16 protein-coding genes are annotated in these 18879 nt (G+C 43.3%); 11 read left to right on the forward strand and 5 right to left on the reverse strand.

All coding sequences use genetic code 11. From position 1 onward, the window contains the following. The 3 genes from V7K38_RS22185 to V7K38_RS22195 form a co-directional block, all read right to left on the reverse strand. On the reverse strand, positions 1-257 hold a 257-nt coding region (locus V7K38_RS22185), incomplete at its 3' end, for a hypothetical protein (protein ID WP_334860689.1). Between the two features lie 75 nt (positions 258-332). After that, complete coding sequence (locus V7K38_RS22190) at positions 333-1883, reverse strand: metallophosphoesterase family protein (protein WP_334860691.1); 1551 nt, start codon at positions 1881-1883, stop codon at positions 333-335. Between the two features lie 185 nt (positions 1884-2068). Further along, complete coding sequence (locus V7K38_RS22195) at positions 2069-3040, reverse strand: YegS/Rv2252/BmrU family lipid kinase (RefSeq protein WP_334860693.1); 972 nt, start codon at positions 3038-3040, stop codon at positions 2069-2071. A 254-nt stretch (positions 3041-3294) separates the two neighbouring features. Here V7K38_RS22195 and V7K38_RS22200 point away from each other — a divergent pair, with 254 nt between their 5' ends. Then, positions 3295-3720 carry a lysozyme inhibitor LprI family protein gene (locus V7K38_RS22200; protein WP_334860695.1) on the forward strand — a complete coding sequence of 142 codons (426 nt, stop codon included), beginning with the start codon at positions 3295-3297 and terminating at the stop codon, positions 3718-3720. 107 nt (positions 3721-3827) lie between these two features. Here V7K38_RS22200 and V7K38_RS22205 read toward each other — a convergent pair whose 3' ends face one another. Both V7K38_RS22205 and V7K38_RS22210 read right to left on the reverse strand, forming a co-directional pair. Beyond that, positions 3828-4478, reverse strand: coding sequence for a response regulator transcription factor (locus V7K38_RS22205; protein WP_334860697.1), 651 nt, complete (start codon positions 4476-4478; stop codon positions 3828-3830). A 2-nt stretch (positions 4479-4480) separates the two neighbouring features. After that, positions 4481-5695 carry a sensor histidine kinase gene (locus V7K38_RS22210; protein WP_334860699.1) on the reverse strand — a complete coding sequence of 405 codons (1215 nt, stop codon included), beginning with the start codon at positions 5693-5695 and terminating at the stop codon, positions 4481-4483. Positions 5696-6028: 333 nt separating this feature from the next. Between V7K38_RS22210 and V7K38_RS22215 the strand changes: the two genes are divergently transcribed. The 10 genes from V7K38_RS22215 (at position 6029) to V7K38_RS22260 (ending at position 18557) form a co-directional block, all read left to right on the forward strand. Next, the gene (locus V7K38_RS22215; RefSeq protein WP_334860701.1) at positions 6029-6400 is read left to right on the forward strand and encodes a hypothetical protein; all 372 of its coding nucleotides are present in this window, start codon (positions 6029-6031) and stop codon (positions 6398-6400) included. A gap of 148 nt (positions 6401-6548) precedes the next feature. Next, positions 6549-7829 carry a S41 family peptidase gene (locus tag V7K38_RS22220; protein WP_334860703.1) on the forward strand — a complete coding sequence of 427 codons (1281 nt, stop codon included), beginning with the start codon at positions 6549-6551 and terminating at the stop codon, positions 7827-7829. 45 nt (positions 7830-7874) lie between these two features. After that, positions 7875-8783, forward strand: a complete 909-nt coding sequence (locus V7K38_RS22225; RefSeq protein ID WP_334860705.1) for a hypothetical protein — start codon at positions 7875-7877, stop codon at positions 8781-8783. Positions 8784-8803: 20 nt separating this feature from the next. Then, positions 8804-9775 (forward strand): RNA polymerase sigma factor, RpoD/SigA family, encoded by a 972-nt coding sequence (locus V7K38_RS22230; RefSeq protein WP_334860707.1) that lies wholly within the window; start codon positions 8804-8806, stop codon positions 9773-9775. A 147-nt stretch (positions 9776-9922) separates the two neighbouring features. Beyond that, positions 9923-11470 carry an efflux RND transporter periplasmic adaptor subunit gene (locus V7K38_RS22235; protein WP_334860709.1) on the forward strand — a complete coding sequence of 516 codons (1548 nt, stop codon included), beginning with the start codon at positions 9923-9925 and terminating at the stop codon, positions 11468-11470. Then, positions 11467-14589, forward strand: coding sequence for an efflux RND transporter permease subunit (locus V7K38_RS22240; RefSeq protein WP_334860711.1), 3123 nt, complete (start codon positions 11467-11469; stop codon positions 14587-14589). Before V7K38_RS22235 ends, V7K38_RS22240 begins: the two co-directional genes overlap by 4 nt. A 93-nt stretch (positions 14590-14682) precedes the next feature. After that, positions 14683-15006 (forward strand): DUF433 domain-containing protein, encoded by a 324-nt coding sequence (locus V7K38_RS22245; RefSeq protein ID WP_334860713.1) that lies wholly within the window; start codon positions 14683-14685, stop codon positions 15004-15006. Positions 15007-15015: 9 nt separating this feature from the next. Beyond that, on the forward strand, positions 15016-15234 hold the full coding sequence (locus V7K38_RS22250) for a DUF5615 family PIN-like protein (protein ID WP_334860715.1): 219 nt from the start codon (positions 15016-15018) through the stop codon (positions 15232-15234). A gap of 11 nt (positions 15235-15245) precedes the next feature. Further along, the gene (locus V7K38_RS22255) at positions 15246-15371 is read left to right on the forward strand and encodes a hypothetical protein (protein ID WP_334860717.1); all 126 of its coding nucleotides are present in this window, start codon (positions 15246-15248) and stop codon (positions 15369-15371) included. A gap of 75 nt (positions 15372-15446) precedes the next feature. Then, the gene (locus V7K38_RS22260; RefSeq protein WP_334860719.1) at positions 15447-18557 is read left to right on the forward strand and encodes an efflux RND transporter permease subunit; all 3111 of its coding nucleotides are present in this window, start codon (positions 15447-15449) and stop codon (positions 18555-18557) included. The last annotated feature ends 322 nt before the right edge of the window (positions 18558-18879 follow it).

An 18879-nucleotide genomic window follows, 5' to 3' on the forward strand; every position in this document is an offset into this window, starting at 1 on the left:
GTTATTTCGGCGTACTCAGTTGTTATTTTGGCGAACCCATTTGTTATTTCGGCGTACTCAGTTGTTATTTTGGCGAACCCATTTGTTATTTCGGCGTACTCAGTTGTTATTTTGGCGAACCCATTTGTTATTTCGGCATACTCATTTGTTATTTCGGCATATCCATAACGCACCCTACGAAACTTAACAAAGCGATAGCGCGGTATTAGCGTTAGCGAGTCATTGAGCGTCCGTAGGAGCGTCGGAACGAGTGTCATTACGAATTACACAAAGCGGTACTAGGAGATTTAGACCCCACCACAAAATCTGCTGTGCTTAGTTACTCTTTAGATTTAAATGATCAGTGGCTCAAGTTCACGATTATGCCATTGTCGCTGATGCCATTCGGCAACCAAAGGACGGACAATAAATTTAGGTTCTCCATCGCCTTTAACGTCAATGCGTAAACCTGAGTAAGGTCGCCGCTTTTGAGAACCTTGACCGTTGCGACCAATGAAAAGATGCGATCGCGCCACTAATCTATTTCCTTCCATTAAATCTGCTCCCTCAATGCGTTGACGGCGCAAACTAAACCCGCTACCACCACAAACAAGCCAGTGGATATGAGCATCAGCGTGTCCTGTATCCATTGTCTCTAAATGTTCCAAGCAGTGGGCGTGACCATTTAATACCAAATCAACCAAAGGACGACCCTGATTTAGAGAACCGATTTCTTTAGCTACTGCATCCAGCACACCACGGAAGCGATCGCGAACGATCAAAGTTTGCGCTTGTTCCCACTTTGTCGCCTCAGTTACATAAGGTGGATGATGGAAATAAATCACTCTTCCCCGAACTTGTGAATTATTCCAAGATTCAATTAATCTTTGCTTGAGCCAGTCTAATTGTTCGATATCAGTCAGCGTTGTTTTATCAGCAGCTAATTGCTTATCTATATCAACAATAATTTCTTCGATTTGCGATAGTTTGGCGTGGAAGTCGTCTAATTGGTCGGCTTCAATTGGGTTTTCGGGACGAAGCTTGGCCGAGCTTTCAATAATGTTCTGCTTTTCTTGCTCTAAATCTTCACGACGCTTTTCTAAGATTTTGCGATCGGCATCACCTTGTTTTGTTTTAGGTAGGGGTGGTGGATCGTTAAATGTATTAGAATCCAAGGCAAAGAAATCAATCCCGCCATAGCGAAAAGTATAGTAGCGATTGGGAAGACGGGTAAAATGTCCAGGTTCATACTTCAGACAAAGACCTGTATCTGTCTTACCTGTGTAGTACTTATCTAAATGGCTGCTTAACTCTCCTGGAAGCTGAAACGTCTTAAGATAGTCTAGAAATGCCCGTGCATAAGCCTCACCGGTTCCTGAGCCATGCAAGCCTACATCTAGGTCTAACCGCGATCGCAACAAGCGACGAATGGGTAATGTTGTTAGAGATGCCAAGCTCAATAAAATGGGCAAGTTATAGTAATCGTGATTTCCCGGTACTGGTAAAATAGGCAGCTTAAAAATCATCTGGTCATAAGCAATCTTTCTCGGATGCTCTCCCCCCAAGAGAAACTCTCGGTAAGGCTCGATGAAGTTCTGCTGGTAGTATTCACTCGATCCCACTAAGTAGATCACATCCCCGGTATGCAGCATAAACCGGGATTCTTCGTGATGAGGCAACATCAGTTCAGCTATCTGTCGCTGAGGATTATGTCCCCGATGCCTACCAGAACCACTATCACCTACAACTAAAAATGAGAACTCTGAATCGTCTGTTTGTCCATCCTCTAACACCAGGCGAGTTTGGTCGATGTTCCGTTCCACAATTAACGGATCTTCCCACTTTACTCGCTGATTCATCTTACGAATTTTGTTAGCGATCGCTGGATCAGATACAAGTTTCAATGCAACCTACTCCTGAATCTTGAATTGCAGGGGATGGGGGAGATGGAGAGATGGGGGCAGGGGGCAGGGGGCAGGGGGCAGGGGGCAGGGAGCAGGGAGCAGGGGGGAAAATACCAATGCCCAATGCCTAATCCCCAATCCCCAATGCCTAATCCCCAATCCCCAATCCCCAATCCCCAATTCCCTTATTCCTCTACCGTATCTTTCATCTCAATAGTTAAGTTAGGAAGTCCCTCTAGTTTTTCGGTACGCTCAACTTCTTCTACTAATGGCACAAAAATCCTCAATCCTGCTGGTACACACTTAATTTCTACTGGTGTTGTGCCGACTATTTCACCATCGAGAACAACCTTTTGTGGTGGCTCAGTTGTAATTTTAAATTGTTTAGCTCGCAGAAAACCAATATCATCCCGTTCTACGGCGTTACCTGTAGAAGCCGTTTGGAATAGATGGAATGTCGCTGCGATCGCTCCTGCCTTATTAACTGGAGCGACAATCGTTAAATCTAGCAACCCATCATCATAAATCAGACCTGCTGGCCCCTGAGCCAAGACTGAAGTCGCAGGCGCGGCATTTGCGACTGTTACTGCACAGGCGGTAGTTTTAATTATCCTGTCTTCTGTTTCAATTTCAACATCAAAGTTTTTTAAGTTTCTCAGTTGCTGAATTCCAGCGAAAACGTAGGCCATCATTCCAAAGCGATTTTTGGCATCTCGGTCTGCCAATTCTACAGTTTCAGCTTCAAAACCAATACCTGCCAAGAGTACCATCGGACGATCGTTACAATAGGCTACGTCTACATGGCGGGTTCCTCCCTGCAAAATTGTTTCACATGCAGCTGCGATCGTGTCAGGAATTCCTAAAGCTGTAGCAAAAGCGTTTGCTGTTCCTCTGGAAATGATGCCAAATGCAATATCAGTTCCCACTAAAGCTGTCGCCGCCGCCGAGAGTGTCCCATCTCCCCCCGAAGCAATAATTGCATCTACTCCTCGTTCTACAGCTGCATAAGCTAGTTGGTCTGCATCGATTTCTTCAGTTGTGAGATAAATATCTAGGTCAATATCTGGCTCTAATATTGCCCGAATTTCTGCTAATTCTATGTCTGGATCACCCTGACCCGCAACTGGATTGAAGATCAGGCAAGCGGAACGATTCATAAAATATAAAAGCTAAACTTAGATTACTAAAATACCAAATTATTTCTAGCATTCTCGTAAAATCTCGACTTTCTTCTACCAATTAGATTACATTTTGTAACAAATTACGAGTTTTTTGCGTCACACTATACCAAACTATGCACTACCATTGGTATATTTTACCAATGAAGATAAGCTACGCTTGTCCTGTCCGTATCAATACGTAGGCTCACTGCCTCCTGCCTCCTTCAAATACTTAAATAATAAATTTTGGTATGCGTCAATTATTATTAGCTTTGGCAAGTATGCTAACTCTCAGCAGTTTAGCTACCCCTACGATGACAATGGCAGGCACAACGCCTGATTTACCGCAGAAGATGCGCTTGGTTCAAAAATTTAATTGCAATAATGCTCAAACTCAAGCAGCAATTAATGAATGCACGAAGTTATCTTATCAGAATGCAGATAAAAAACTGAACCAAGCTTATCAACAATTACTACCTACCTTAAAAAGGTCTAGGAAAGAGAAATTGATTGCTGCACAGGTAGCATGGGTAAAGTTTCGGGATAATAATTGTGAGTTTGAAAGAAGTGAAAACGAGGGAGGAAGTATTGCTCCTAGCATTTATTTTGGTTGTCTGGAAAATACGACAAAACTGCGTACCCAACAATTACAGGAATATCTCAAATCCGATCGCTAAAATAATTCGTAATTCGTAATTCGTAATTAAGTAATGCAACTAGGATTTAGACCCCACCACAAAATCAGAGGTTGTTAGAAGCGGTGGACTTAAACCCGCAGAATTAGCTATTTAGCTCCACCAAAGAACGAATGGGCAAACAAAGCGGCTTGGGTGCGATCGCGTAAACTCAACCTACTCAGAATACTGGTAACATAATTCTTAACAGTATTTTCTGAAAGAAACAGCGATTCAGCAATTTCACGGTTATTAGATCCAGAAGCAATTAAGCGTAATACATCTAATTCTCTGGGTGTGAGTTGCGCTAATTCTGGAGGGGGTTGCACAGAAGGGATAGGTGCGGCAATGGGCGGCGTGAGTGCTTTCTCAAACAATCCTGGCCCAAGTAGGGTTTGTCCCTTATAGACGGATAGAATTGCCAACATGAGTTCATCTGGTTCGGTATCTTTGAGCAAATAGCCCTTTGCACCCAGTCGCATCGCCTGGAAAACATACTCATCATCATCGAAGGTGGTGAGAACGAGAACCTTAATGTGAGGATATTGTTGAGCGATCGCTTTTGTTGCCGCAACTCCATCCATTACGGGCATCCGAACATCCATAAGCACAATATCGGGTTGCAGTGCCAGAATCTGTTCGAGTGCGCGTTGTCCATTTTCCGCCTCACCGATTACCTGCATCTCTGCATTCGACTCAAGCATACTCTTAAGTCCCTGGCGAATAAGATGCTGATCGTCAACTAATAAAATCCGAATCATAGCTAAAATAACAGCTTTGATAGTGGCAAAGAAACAGAAATACAGCAACCTGTTCCTAGTTTACTGTGGAGATTTAACTGAGCGCCCAGTGCAACCGCCCGTTCTCGCATCCCTTGTAATCCAAACCCAGTTGTATTTTGAGTGGGATTAAATCCTTTTCCATTATCTTCAATTGATAAATGAATCATTCCAGCGTGAGCCAGTAATCCAACGGTGACACTTGTCGCTTGAGCGTGTTTGCAAATATTTGTCAGCGATTCTTGCACAATGCGGAAGAGAACCGTGTTTACTTCTGTTGGTAAAGAATAGGGCAGATCAATTTTATAAGATGGTTCAATACCTGTGGTTTGCTGAAAATCTGTTAGCAGCTTTTCAATGGCTGATGTCAGAGATTTTCCTTGCAAAGGGTTTGAACGTAACACAGAAAGCGATCGCCGAATTTCTAGCAGCGCCTCAGCCCCCAATTCCTTTGCCTGTTTGAGAAATGTTAATGCTTTGTCATTATTTGATTCCCAAAACAACAGAGTGTTATTAATCTGAATAGTTTGGGCAACTAGAGTGTGTCCCAATCCATCATGAATTTCGCGGGCAATTCGGTTGCGTTCCTGCAAGGTTGCTTGATCTTCAATCCGTAGCGCATACTGACACAGTTGTTGATTGGTGATCTCTAATTGCAAATGGGCAATTTCTAACTGCTCTCGACTTTGGCGCTCTGCAAGCAGGGCATTGATTAACAATAAAGCGAATACTAACGTTAAGCTAAACAATAATATATTACTTAATCGCCAATCCCAAGACATGGCAATTATATCTCGCCTAAAATTCTCAGGTACAATCGGTCTTGATAAAAGCAGTGTTCCATAGGTGAGCAGAGATAAAACCAAGACAGCCAGCTGTCCCGATCGCTTAAATATCAGACAACTCCGCATTACCAGTACTAGACACAGCAGGAAAACGGGGCGACTAGATAAGCCATGTTGAGTTGTTGGTAGCAAAATCAAACCGAATTCCAGGGCTGTATAAAATAATTTAGTTTCCAGCTTCACCATCGGTAGTCTCAAGCCCATCAAGCTGAAAGTTGCGATCGCAACAACTCTTAGCAGCAAAGACCAGGACAACTCAAACGGCAGCACAACTTCCATGAACATTGCCGTGGCTAACAACAGCCACTCTAGGTAAAGCAACAGACGAAATGATGGGTAAGTCAAGCGAATCATAGAACTGTTCCAACTCAATGGCCTTTGTAACAAAACCATAGGTATTTTCACAATTTTAGGATGAATCTCTTCTTCCTATATAACGAATCTGTCTCTACTATCGATAGAGCCGTTCCGACTGATTAATTATTCCTCAATTAGGAAAAAAGTCACAATAGCTTGAGTACTTTTTTCCTAGTCAGGTTAGGAATTCTAGTTCATGCACAAATCTATCCTAACTTTTAAGATTAGCTGGTATGAGTCAAGCAGTAACTTTTCAAACATCTTTCAGACAAACATCCTCTAAATTGAGCCAAAACAATCGTATTACCTACAACAAAAGCAGAAAAGTAAATGATTAAAAAACAGATAATTTTACCAACTCTTTTATTTGCAACTATCCTGATTGGAGGAATGACAGGTTGCACCAGTTCTAAGTCTCCCGATGTATCTCAAGGTGACAATGGTGGAACAAAGGTATCTGATACCAACACTTCTGCGCCAAACACTCCTGGAGCGAATACGCCAGAACGCGCAAAGAAGCGCGAAGCAGTTCGCCAGCAAGTTGAGGCAGTTCTGACCCCAGATCAAGTCAAGGAATTGTCAGCGAAATTGCAACAAGGTGAAAAGATGCGTAAAGCAGTATTCAGCCTGAATCTGACGGCTGAACAAAAAACTAAGATTCAGGATATTTTTAAGACTGCCTATCCCCGCCGTAAAGGGTAATTCGTAATTATTGTTAGGTAAGGGTTTTAGACATTTCAATTTGGTCATGTTATTGGGATGTAAATTTTGTTTGGTGTTGCGTTTTAAAACAGTGGGGATTGAAATTTGCCACTGATTATATTCTGTATTGTTCTTTAAGAGTTAAATTATGTTCAAACAAAAATTTATCCTCAAGATAGAAATTGCTATTATTACAGCAATCTTGACAGGAACTAGCTTCTACTCTTACAAAGCTCTAGGTATCACCCAAACTACCCCTCAAAAGCTGGTGGATGAGGTATGGCAAATCCTCGATAAAAATTATGTTGATGTCAGCTTTAACCATCAAGATTGGAAAGCAATTAGACAGCAATATCTTAGCCGCTCCTATAGTTCTAAGAAAGAGGCTTATGGAGCGATTCAAGAAATGGTAGGTAAATTAGGCGATCGCTACACAGAGTTTTTCGACCCCCAGGAATTTAAAGCCTTAAATAGCGATATTTCTGGCAACCTAAGTGGTGTAGGGCTGGAACTGGCAGAGAATGAAAAAACTAAAGCCCTAACTGTTGTTGCCCCAATTGAAGGAACGCCTGCTTTTAAAGCGGGTATTTTGCCGGGTGATTTAATTGTGCAGATTAACGGTGACATAACTCAGGGAATGAAAATCGAAGATGCCGTTAAGCGAATTATCGGCCCTGCGGGAACTAAGGTAGTACTGACGATTCAACGGGGTAGCCAATCGCAAACTTTCAAACTTACCCGCGCAAATATTGCCATTCATCCTGTAACTTATAATACTCAAACCACACCAGCAGGTAAGATTGGTTATATTCGTTTACCAGAGTTTACCGAAACTGCACCCGCCCAGATGCATCAGGCAATTGAAGCATTAGAAAAACAGCAGGTGCAGGGCTACGTTTTGGATTTGCGTTCCGATCCGGGTGGACTGCTAGATGCGAGTTTGCAAATTGCCAGTATGTGGTTGAAGCAAGGAGCGATCGTGTCTTTGGTAAATCGAGATCAAGTTAAAGATAGCTACAATGCGTCGGGACATCCTCTCACCAACAAACCCTTAGTGATACTGGTCGATAAGGGATCTGCCAGCGCCAGCGAAATTTTGTCAGGAGCGCTCCAAGATGATAATCGCGCCAGGTTAGTAGGGACTCGCACCTTCGGGAAAGGTTTAGTTCAAGCCGTAGAACCACTGGACGATGGTTCGGGGCTGAAACTAACGATCGCTAAATACTACACACCAAAAGGTCGAGATATCAATCATGTGGGTATTGCACCAGATATTACTGTGGAGTTAACCGAGGCACAACAGAAAGCATTAGTACAAAACCGAACCTTGGGGACATTAGCCGATCCTCAGTATGCTAGCGCTGTTGCTGACTTGAGCAAATTGATTCAATCGGGGGCTAATCATGTGAGTTTGCAGGGTGGGAAATAAGTATACCGATACTTTTGACAATATCTACTATCGTCACTTTCAATCATGTCAACCCGCAAAGCCCAACGACTTCAAATGTGTGAACCAGTCCCAGGTCTGCAAATCCTGGTTAAACTCAGTAACACTCCTTTGGTGCGGACAGTCATAACTACTGTTACTCGCCATCAGCTAGCGATCGTCGGAGTTGTATTTTTTACCACCCTACTTTTTGCTATGCGGGAAAACGCGCCCTGGCTGACAGTGCCTAAACAGGTGGCGATTGAATTTTTTTCTGCTGTATCCCAATCCCTAGCTGCTTTATTGGGGGTATTAATTGTTTTCCTCACCTTTACTAGTCAGTTAATCGCTCAAAGACGGCATGAAGACTACTATACGCTTCAGATTCAGATTGACCAACTCATTCGTCTAACTCAGTCTCTTCCTGCCGAACTCAGTAATTTTAATCAAACTCTAATAGCGCTGATTAACTATTTAGTTCCCTTGCATTTAAAAGATTTCCCAATCTGGGCAAATAGCTCCCAGATGCTACCTTTGGACAAACTTCTAGATAATTTCAAGAATGAATATGAATTGGCACAAGTGCAGCCGGAATGCTCATTAGCTACCCATTTGCACCGACAACAAATTTTACTTGTCATCAATAACATGGAAGAAATCCTGGAGGGATTTTCCAGACTTTACAATCGCATCATAGAGATCAGCCGTTTTATTCTCGCGATCGTTAAGTTGTCATTTCTTCTGGGAGTTTCGCTCCTATTTTTGCTGTTATTTGGCATTATCGATTTGCAAAGAAAGTTTCCCGATCTCAGTCTACCTGTAATTGTTTCTCTAGCAATTTGGGTATTGATTGCCCTTTTGGAGTTAGTACTTGATACCTGGTTTTTTTATAAAAACTTGTATGGTTCTTCGAGTCACTATCTGCGGTTTTTTCCTAATTCAAAATACCCTAATTAATAGGCATAAACTAACTTATTATGAGTAACTTAACATTCTCAGATACTAAAGCTAGTAACACAAACAAAGCTACAACTGATACAGTCCGTGCTTATCTTAAAGAAATTGGAAGAATACCTCTATTAACCCAGGAGCAAGAAATTATTTTTGCCCAAGAAGTTCAGGAGATGATGACAATACTTGCTGAATCTGAAAAGTTGGCTGTTGAATTAAAGCGTAAACCCACGTTTTCAGAATGGGCTAACCGGATGCAGTTAAGCGAACAGGAATTACTTCAGCAGTTAAATCAAGGGAAAAAAGCTAAACAGAAAATGCTCGCGGCTAATCTCCGCCTTGTAGTATCAATTGCCAAGCAATATCAGAGACGTAACTTAGAGTTGATGGACTTAGTTCAAGAAGGTACATTAGGTTTAGAAAGAGGGGTTGAAAAATTCAATCCGGCTCTAGGATATAGGTTTTCAACCTACGCTTACTGGTGGATTCGTCAAGGAATTACCAGAGCGATCGCTCAACAAGGACGCGCGATTCGATTACCCATTCACATCAATGAAAAATTAAACAAAATTAAGCGTGTTCAGCGAGAATTATCTCAACAACTGGGTCGTATCCCCACCAGTACGGAAATTGCTGATGCACTTTCTTTAAAACCTAGTCAGATTCGAGAATTTCTGCTTTTGGCTCGTCAAACTATCTCTCTAGATATTCGAGTTGGGGCAGATAAAGAAATACAATTACAAGATTTAATAGAAGATAATAGATATTCTTCCAATGGCTCAACTACTGATGAATATCTCAATCAAGAGGTTGAAAATTTATTATCAAACCTGTCTCGCCAACAACAAGAAATATTAAATTTGCACTTTGGATTGAAAGATGGCAATGAACTTTCTCTACAAGAGATTGGTCAGCGTCTGGGTATTAGTCGGGAACGAGTCCGGCAGATAGAAAAACAAGCTCTCAAACTTTTACAGCAGCAGTTAAGTCAGTCTTGAAAAAGAATTCAGAATTAATTTAATACGGAATAACGAACCGCAGAGGCGCGGAGGACACGGAGAAATAAGAGTTTAGAGAGATATTTTGCTTAAGTCCTATCATTCTGAATTCTGTTTTTAATAAACTAAAATCCTCTGGAGGTTTTGATGAACAATGAAATTGTTAATGAGCGTTTGACTGAGAATATTGTGAAACCGAAGTTACCGCGATCGCCAAGAAAGATTATTTTGGTAAGTTTGGGTTTGTTGTTGCTGGCTGGGCTGGGTATTTTTGGTATCCATACGGTTGCAGCTAAGTCAGACAAAACTGAAAAATCTGGGCGCAATAAACAGCAAGTGACACCTGTAACCGTGGCGATGGTGACACAAAAAACGGTTCCGGTGCAATTGCAGGCGATCGGCAATGTGCAATCGGGTTCTACGGTATCGATTACGCCCGAAGCTAGCGGACGGATTATTGGAGTTTATTTCAAGAAAGGTCAAGATGTGAAAAAGGGACAACTTTTATTTACTCTGGATGACCGATCGCAAGCTGCTGCAATCCAGCAAGCTGAGGGAACTGTTGCCAAAGACCAAGCTTCGGTACAACAGGCTAGAGATGGATTGACTAGAGATTTGGGTCAAATAGAGCAAGCTAGGGCGACTTTAATTAAAGACCAAGCGCTGGTACGACAAGCCCAGGCGACTTTGGCGAAAGATCAAGCCCAAGCAGAATTTGCCAAGGGACAGAGCGATCGCTATGGTGCATTGTATAAAAAGGGTGCGATTAGTTTAGATCAAGCCCAACAATACCTTTCTAATAGTAAATCGGCCACAGCAACCCTCCAAGCCGATCGAGAAGCGATCGCTAATGCGGAAGCAGTTTTGCAAAGCGATCGAGTGGCGCTAAGTAATGCTCAAGCTGTTGTTAAGGGCGATCAAGCTGCGATCGCTAATGCTCAAGCTGTTGTCCGTTCCGATCAGGGAGCATTAGACAATACCAAAGTGCAATTATCTTACTCCAAAATTTATGCGCCAATTGATGGTCGCGCTGGCAATATTCTGGTGACTCAGGGGAATGTGGTGCAGGCTAACAGCACAACTCCACTTGTGACTCTAACCCAAGTTCGCCCGATTCAAGTTGCTTTTTCTATTCCTGAAACAAATCTACCCCAGGTACAAAAGTATATGCAGAATGGCAAGCTGAAGGTAGATGTAACCTTTCCCAACGATCAAACTCGTTCTGTTCCAGGTACTTTGACGTTTGTCAATAATACGGTGGATAACACTACAGGGACAATTCAACTAATTGGCGATTTTGATAACACTCAGGGACATTTGTTTCCCGGTCAATTTGTGAATGCAACGCTAACATTGACCGAACAACCCAATGCAACGGTTGTACCCTCCCAAGCCGTGCAGAATGGCCCGGATGGTCAGTTTGTTTTTGTAGTTAAGCCAGATATGACGGTGGAAAATTTGCCAGTTACAGTTAGCAGCACTATTAATGGACTAGATGTGATTGAGAAAGGGCCGCAACCAGGCGATAAAATTGTCACCGATGGTCAAGCGAATCTGGTTTCGGGGAGCAAAATCCGCGTCAAAACAGCCGGTAATAATAACTCAAATGCAGATGGAAATTCCTCGAAGTCAGGAAGAGGGAGCAGAAGGGAACAGGGGGGAGAACCTTCTAAGTCAGGCGGGGGTGATTCATGAACCTTTCAGAACCATTTATCCGCCGCCCGATCATGACAACTTTGGTGATGACGGCGATTTTGATTTTCGGTTTCATGAGTTATCGCTTGCTGCCAATCAGCGATTTACCCAGCGTAGATTATCCCACAATTCAGGTCAGCGCCTCCCGACCGGGAGCTAGCCCCGAAACGATGGCAGCATCGGTTGCTCGTCCTTTAGAGAAGCAATTTTCTAGCATTGCTGGACTCGATTCGCTCAATTCAACTAGTACTTTGGGACAGACTCAAATTACACTACAATTCAACTTGAGTCGTAATATTGATGATGCAGCCCAAGATGTAGAAGCAGCGATATCAGGAGCATCGGGGCAAATTGCGACGGATTTACCCAATCCTCCCACCTACAGCAAAGTTAACCCCGCAGATCAGCCGATTCTTTACCTTTATCTAGATTCTCCCACTCTCCCCCTTTCCCAGGTAGACAATTATGCCGAGACTTATTTGGCGCAAAAGCTATCTACAATTAATGGGGTAGCACAGGTAGCCGTCTACGGTTCCCAAAAGTATGCGGCTCGAATTCAACTCGATCCCCAGCAATTGGCTACGCGGCAAATTGGGTTAGATCAGGTGGCGACGGCGATTCAACAGGGTAACGTGAATTTACCTACCGGCAGTCTTTCGGGAAATCATAAGAATTTTACAGTCCAGACTAACGGGCAACTTGAAGATGCGGCTGCTTATCGCCAGTTGATTGTGTCTTATAAAGATGGAATGCCTATCTATCTCAATCAACTCGGTAGGATTATTGACAGTGTAGAAAATGACAAAGTAGCAAGCTGGTACAACAATACTCGCGCCATTATTCTTACCATTCAAAGACAGCCTGGAACCAATACGGTACAAGTCGTAGACACAATTAAGAATTTGCTGCCGAAGTTACGAGAGCAAATTCCAGCATCCGTGGAAATTGGAGTTCTCTATGATGCATCTCAATCGATTCGAGATTCAGTAGATGATGTCAGATTTACGTTGATTTTGACGATCGCTCTCGTTATCTTAGTAATTTTCATATTTTTACGGAACCTCTCGGCGACGGTAATTCCCAGTTTGGCATTACCTGTTTCGCTGATTGGTACTTTTGCGGTGATGTATTTGCTGCACTACTCACTAGATAACCTATCACTGATGGCGTTGACCCTTTCAGTGGGTTTCGTCGTGGATGATGCGATCGTCATGCTGGAAAATATCGTCCGGCACATGGAAATGGGGGAAAGTCCGTTAGAAGCGGCGTTGAATGGGTCGAGAGAAATTGGTTTTACAATTCTGTCGATGACCCTTTCCTTAGTTGCAGTCTTCATTCCCATGTTGTTCATGAGTGAAGTGCTGGGACGATTATTTCATGAATTTGCTGTGACGATCGCAGTTGCAATTCTCGTCTCTGGTTTTGTATCTTTGAGTCTGACTCCCATGTTGTGCAGCCGTTTTCTGCGTCCTGTGGATCATGCTAATCAAAGTCGCTTATATCAAGCTTCCGAATATGTATTCGATCGCTTCCTCGGTTTGTACGATTGGAGTCTGAAAAAAGTCTTAAAATATCACCTCACCACGATGATTTTATCCGCCTTTCTCTTGGCGGTGACAGTTGGGCTGTTGGTGATAGTTCCCAAAGGCTTTATTCCTAGCGAAGATACCGGACAAATTACAGGTATTACCCAAGCAGCCGAAGATGCATCCTTTGATAATCTTGTCCAGCATCAGCAGACAGTTGCTAACCTGATTCGCCAAAACCCAAATGTCGATGCAGTCAACTCCAATATTGGCGCGGGATCTAGTGCTAGTGGCGGTGGGGCAGCAGTTGCAGCCAATTCCGGCAGTTTGTTCATTCGGTTAAAAGAGCGATCGCAGCGCCAGCTAAGTGCCGATGAAATCATTCAAGAGTTGCGAACCCAACTCGCTACTGTTCCCGGCATCCAAGTATTCTTACAAAATCCCCCAGCAATTCCCATTGGCGCTCAACAAAGTACGGGACTTTATCAAGTTGCACTTCAGAGTTCGGATGTCAAGCCATTACAAGAATATGTTCCTCAACTTGTTCTCAAGATGAAGGAGATGTCAGAACTCCAGGATGTCAACAGCAATTTACAATTTGCTTCCAAAATTCAAATTGACATTGACCGTGATAAAGCCTCAACTTACGGGATTACCGCCCAGACAATTGAAAATACTTTGAGAAGTGCTTACGGCTCTTACCAAGTGTCAACTATCTATGCAGCGACCAATGAGTATCAGGTAATTTTGGAATTAGCACCCCAGTATCAGCAGGATATTAATGCTCTGTTGACATTGTATGTTAACTCCAGCACTGGAGTAGCAGTTCCTCTCAAGACATTCGCCAAACTGTCTCAGGGAGTCAGCCCGTTAATGGTCAATCATAACGGTCGGATGAACGCCGCCACCATTTCCTTTAACCTCGCCCCTGGTGTATCCTTGGGAAATGCCAACGAAGACATCCAAAAACTGATTGATCAGGTGATTCCTGCCAGCATTAGCACCAGCTTTCAGGGTGCAAGCCAGGTATTTCAAAGTTCACTGCCGAGTTTGGGTTTATTATTAGCGATCGCCATCCTCGTAATTTATCTAATCCTGGGTGTTCTCTACGAAGATTTCATTCACCCAATTACAATTCTTTCCGGTTTGCCATCAGCAGGTTTTGGGGCATTGTTAACGCTGATGATATTCCACGTTGAACTCAACGTTTATTCCTTCATCGGCATAATTTTGTTGGTGGGTATCGTCAAGAAAAACGGCATCATGATGGTAGACTTTGCGATCGTTGCCCAGCGAGAAGAATTGAAAAAGCCCTCCGAGGCAATTTATCAAGCCTGTTTAGTGCGCTTCCGCCCGATTATGATGACCACAATGGCAGCATTAATGGGAACCTTACCCATAGCGATCGGATTTGGAGCTGGTTCCGAATCTCGCCGTCCTCTAGGGATTGCAGTTGTGGGCGGACTGGTATTTTCTCAGATATTGACCCTGTATTTAACGCCTGTGTTCTATATATATATGGAATCATGGCGGAAAAAGTTGAGTCAAGTTAAGTTCCGGGGGGTATTTTCATTTACAGGGGGGCGATCGTGATTTTGAACAAGCAATATAGCCTTACGAATTACGAATTAGAAAATAGCAGCACACTAAAATCTAGATACTAGCGTTTTTGGAAAAATTACAACTATGACTTTAGCACTAGAACAAGAAATTCCTCCCCTAAGTGAAGATGCAACAGGTGCAATTCGAGTAGGTAATACAAGGATTTTGCTAGAACTGGTGATTCGTAGCTTTCAAGATGGTGCATCGCCTGAATCTATTGTTCAGCGTTATTTATCCTTGTCATTATCCGATGTATACCTGACTATTGGCTACTACCTTCGACATCGAGATGCTGTGGAAGCATACCTCGATCGACGCGAACAGTTAGCTGAATCTGTTCATCAACGTCTTGCAAATGTTCAACCTGATTTGAGCCTGATTCGTTCTCGTTTATTAACCCAGCAATAATCTTAAAAAATGTCAATGCTGAAGTTATTGAGCGACGAAAATTTCAACGGCGATATTGTGCGAGGACTATTTCTGCGTCAACCGAATCTTGATTTACTTCGCGTTCAGGATGTTGGTTTGCAGGAAGTAGATGACCCAGTAATCTTAAATTGGGCAGCAGTGAGCGATCGCATAATCCTCACTCAGACCGTGCAACAATGCCAGATTTCGCTTACGAGCGATTGTTAAAGGGAGAGCAAATGTTAGGTTTATTCGTAGTAAATGATCGGATGCCTATTAGACAAGCAATTGACGAATTGCTGCTGCTGATTAATTACAGCGATAAATCTGAGTGGAAGGGGATTGTCCTATATTTGCCCTTATGAAATATAAACTCAAAACAATACAGACTGAGCAATTTCATTGCACGTACTCATCACATTTCTGGGATAACAAAACCCATGAACCTTTCAGAACCCTTCATCCGTCGTCCAGTCATGACCACCTTGGTGATGATTGGTATCCTCATCTTCGGTCTGATGAGTTATTTCCTATTACCCATCAGCGCCCTACCCAACGTTGAATATCCTTTTATTTCTGTCTCCGCTAGTCTCCCAGGTGCCACCCCCGAAACAATGGCATCTTCCGTCGCCGCACCCCTAGAAAGACAGTTTACCGAAATTGCCGGACTCAATTCCTTCAATTCCACCAGTTCAACCGGCAGCACCAACATCTCCCTCCAATTTGACTTCAGCCGCAGAGTCGAAGATGCCGCCAAAGATGTGCAAGCAGCCATCTCCGCCGCCGCCGGACAACTACCCGCCGGAATGCCTCATCCGCCCACCTACCGCAAAGTTAACCCCTCTGTCTCACCAGTTCTCTTCCTCTATATGTATTCTGAGACACAGCCAATCTCAACAGTAGATGAATACGCAGAGGTAACAGTTGGTCAACCCATCTCGATGATTGATGGTGTTGCTCAGGTACAGGTTTTTGGTCAACAGCAATATGCAGTCCGCGTCCAGGTTGATCCACGAGAGTTGGCATCGAGAGGAATTGGTCTAAATCAGGTAAAAACTGCAATTCAACAGGCAAATGTCAACTTACCAACAGGTAGTCTCTCTGGCACTTACAAAAGTTATACAATTCAAGCCAACGGTCAACTTACCGATGCTGCCGGCTATCGCCAGTTGATTGTAACTTACAAAAATGGCGCACCCGTGCGGCTTCAAGATTTGGGGCAGGTGATTGACAGCGAACAAAACGTCAAAGTCTCAAATTTGTATAGCGATCGCAAAGTAACAAACCGCCATTCTGTTGTTCTCGCTGTACAGCCGCAGCCGGGAGCTAATACTGTAAATATTGTTGATGCTATCCAGAAACTTTTACCGACACTCCGCGAACAAGTTCCCAAATCCATTGAGATGGGGATTATGTACGATCGCTCGCAAACTATCCGCGCCTCTGTCAACGATGTAAAATTTACCTTAGTTTTGTCAGTTTGTCTAGTTGTCTTAGTTATTTTCTTATTCTTGCGTGACACAACTGCAACGCTGATTCCTAGTTTGGCGTTACCTGTAGCCATCATTGGCACTTTCGCTGTGATGTATCTATCGGGCTTCTCCTTAGACAACCTCTCACTAATGGCGTTGACCCTTTCTGTGGGCTTTGTCGTAGATGATGCGATCGTGGTATTGGAAAATATCGTCCGTTATCGAGAAATGGGCGAATCTCCCCTAAACGCGGCATTGAAGGGATCGAGGGAAATCAGCTTTACCATTTTGTCAATGACTCTCTCCCTAGTAGCGGTGTTCATCCCCATCATGTTTATGAGTGGAATAATTGGTAAATTATTTCATGAATTTGCCGTGACGATCGCAGTGGCAATTTTGGTTTCCGGTTTTGTTTCCCTCAGTCTCACCCCAATGTTGTGCAGTCGCTTTTTGCGTTCATCCCATCAGCAAAAGCCAAATCTGGTGTATCGCGTTTCAGAACGAGCATTTGATTTACTACTGCAAGGATATGATTGGACGCTCAAACCGATTTTAAAATACCGTCTGATGACACTCATCGGTTCTGGTATTTTGCTAATAATGACTGTCTATTTGTTCGTCATCGTTCCCAAAGGCTTTATTCCCACCGAAGACACCGGACAACTGATGGGAAACACAAAAGCAGCGCAAGATATTTCTTTTGATGATATGCGTCGTCACCAGCAAAAGGTTGTTGATATCATTCGTAAAGACCCCAACATAGAAGCAGTTGACTCCATTGTGGGTGCAAGTGGCCCGAACGCCTCGGTCAACTCTGGGCGAATTACAATTATGCTCAAGCCACGTTCTAAACGGAAACTCAGCGCTGACGAAATCATTCAAGAGTTAACCCCCAAGTTAAGGCGGGTAACTGGGATTAAGACATTCCTCCGCTCTCCGCCAGCTATTCCCATCGGTGGACAACAAACTAATTCTAGTTATCAGTTCACGTTGCAGAGTTTAAATCTGCAAGACTTGCGCCAATACGTACCGAAACTTGTAGATAAAGTCAAAACTCTACCAGGACTCCGGGACGTTGACAGCGATTTACAACTTAGCACTCCCCAAATCCAAGTCCAAGTTGACCACAATAAAGCTGCAACCGTTGGCATTACCGCCGAACTGGTTCAACAAACCCTCAGCGCCGCTTATGGTTCTAGCCAGGTTTCCACTATCTATACTCCAAATGACCAATTTTATGTAATCTTAGAAGTTAAACCGGAGTTTCAACGAGATCCCAGCGCTCTATCGATGCTCTATGTGCAATCAAGTACAGGCAAACTTATTCCCCTGAGTGCGATCGCAAATATCACCCAAAATGTCGGCCCCCTCACTGTTGCTCACGTTGCTCAACTCCCTTCTTCGACGATCTCTTTTGACACCCTCCCCGGAACGTCTCTAAGTCAAGCTACAGATGCCATCAAGCAAGCAGCCAGTGAGGTGCTACCATCAACAATTACCACCAGCTTTCAGGGTTCAGCCCAAACCTTTCAACAGTCTTTTAACGATTTAGGTGTGCTGTTGTTGGTGTCTATTTTAGTAATCTATCTGATTCTCGGTATCCTCTATGAGGATTTTATTCACCCGATTACCATTCTTTCCGGTTTACCTTCGGCGGGTTTTGGTGCATTACTGACGCTGCTGATTTTCCAGGTTGATTTAAACCTTTACTCTTTCATCGGCATTATCCTGCTAGTAGGCATCGTTAAGAAAAACGGGATTATGCTGGTGGATTTTGCCATTGAAACACAACGCAAGGAAGGTAAAAATTCCTTTGATGCCATCTATGCGGCTTGCTTAATTCGCTTCCGGCCAATTATGATGACGACGATGGCAGCTTTAATTGGCACACTCCCTATTGCTTTGGGTACAGGAGTCGGTTCAGAAGCGCGTCGGCCTTTAGGGATTGCGATCGTTGGTGGATTGCTGTTCTCTCAGATATTGACTCTCTATCTGACTCCAGTGTTTTACATTTACATGGAGGCATTGCGGAAAAAGCTTGGACAACCTAAGTCTTACCGCTTTTTCTTCAAAACTTAGTTACTAGTAATTATGCACTATACAAAATAATCATATCGTGTATCAACGTAAATACGTCGGTTCAGATTTCTATATGACTCAATTGCAAACTGCTAATATCATTAAATTAGTAATGAGTAATGAGTAAATACCCATTACTTATTAGACATCTCCAGAAAAGATTTTGTTACCTTAAATTTACATAAAAATATCACGGGAATTAAGCCTCTCCCCGAAGCGGAGAGAGGTTTGGAGAGGGGTCTTAATTGATTTCTGGAGATGTCTATTACTCATTACTTCAAAATTAAAGACAGTTGGAGTCGGGGATTTAAACCCCAACTCA

The sequence above is a fragment of the Nostoc sp. genome (genome assembly GCF_036917465.1).
Classification (GTDB): Bacteria; Cyanobacteriota; Cyanobacteriia; order Cyanobacteriales; family Nostocaceae; genus Nostoc.

What these genes read in the sequence shown, in the direction of transcription:
- V7K38_RS22240 (WP_334860711.1), top strand. Translation starts at nt 11,467, where the DNA reads ATGAACCTTTCAGAACCATTTATCCGCCGCCCGATCATGACAACTTTG.
- V7K38_RS22250 (WP_334860715.1), top strand. Translation starts at nt 15,016, where the DNA reads ATGTCAATGCTGAAGTTATTGAGCGACGAAAATTTCAACGGCGATATT.
- V7K38_RS22215 (WP_334860701.1), top strand. Translation starts at nt 6,029, where the DNA reads ATGATTAAAAAACAGATAATTTTACCAACTCTTTTATTTGCAACTATC.
- V7K38_RS22200 (WP_334860695.1), top strand. Translation starts at nt 3,295, where the DNA reads ATGCGTCAATTATTATTAGCTTTGGCAAGTATGCTAACTCTCAGCAGT.
- V7K38_RS22195 (WP_334860693.1), bottom strand. Translation starts at nt 3,040, where the DNA reads ATGAATCGTTCCGCTTGCCTGATCTTCAATCCAGTTGCGGGTCAGGGT.
- V7K38_RS22205 (WP_334860697.1), bottom strand. Translation starts at nt 4,478, where the DNA reads ATGATTCGGATTTTATTAGTTGACGATCAGCATCTTATTCGCCAGGGA.
- V7K38_RS22220 (WP_334860703.1), top strand. Translation starts at nt 6,549, where the DNA reads ATGTTCAAACAAAAATTTATCCTCAAGATAGAAATTGCTATTATTACA.
- V7K38_RS22225 (WP_334860705.1), top strand. Translation starts at nt 7,875, where the DNA reads ATGTCAACCCGCAAAGCCCAACGACTTCAAATGTGTGAACCAGTCCCA.
- V7K38_RS22260 (WP_334860719.1), top strand. Translation starts at nt 15,447, where the DNA reads ATGAACCTTTCAGAACCCTTCATCCGTCGTCCAGTCATGACCACCTTG.
- V7K38_RS22210 (WP_334860699.1), bottom strand. Translation starts at nt 5,695, where the DNA reads ATGATTCGCTTGACTTACCCATCATTTCGTCTGTTGCTTTACCTAGAG.
- V7K38_RS22255 (WP_334860717.1), top strand. Translation starts at nt 15,246, where the DNA reads ATGTTAGGTTTATTCGTAGTAAATGATCGGATGCCTATTAGACAAGCA.
- V7K38_RS22235 (WP_334860709.1), top strand. Translation starts at nt 9,923, where the DNA reads ATGAACAATGAAATTGTTAATGAGCGTTTGACTGAGAATATTGTGAAA.
- V7K38_RS22245 (WP_334860713.1), top strand. Translation starts at nt 14,683, where the DNA reads ATGACTTTAGCACTAGAACAAGAAATTCCTCCCCTAAGTGAAGATGCA.
- V7K38_RS22230 (WP_334860707.1), top strand. Translation starts at nt 8,804, where the DNA reads ATGAGTAACTTAACATTCTCAGATACTAAAGCTAGTAACACAAACAAA.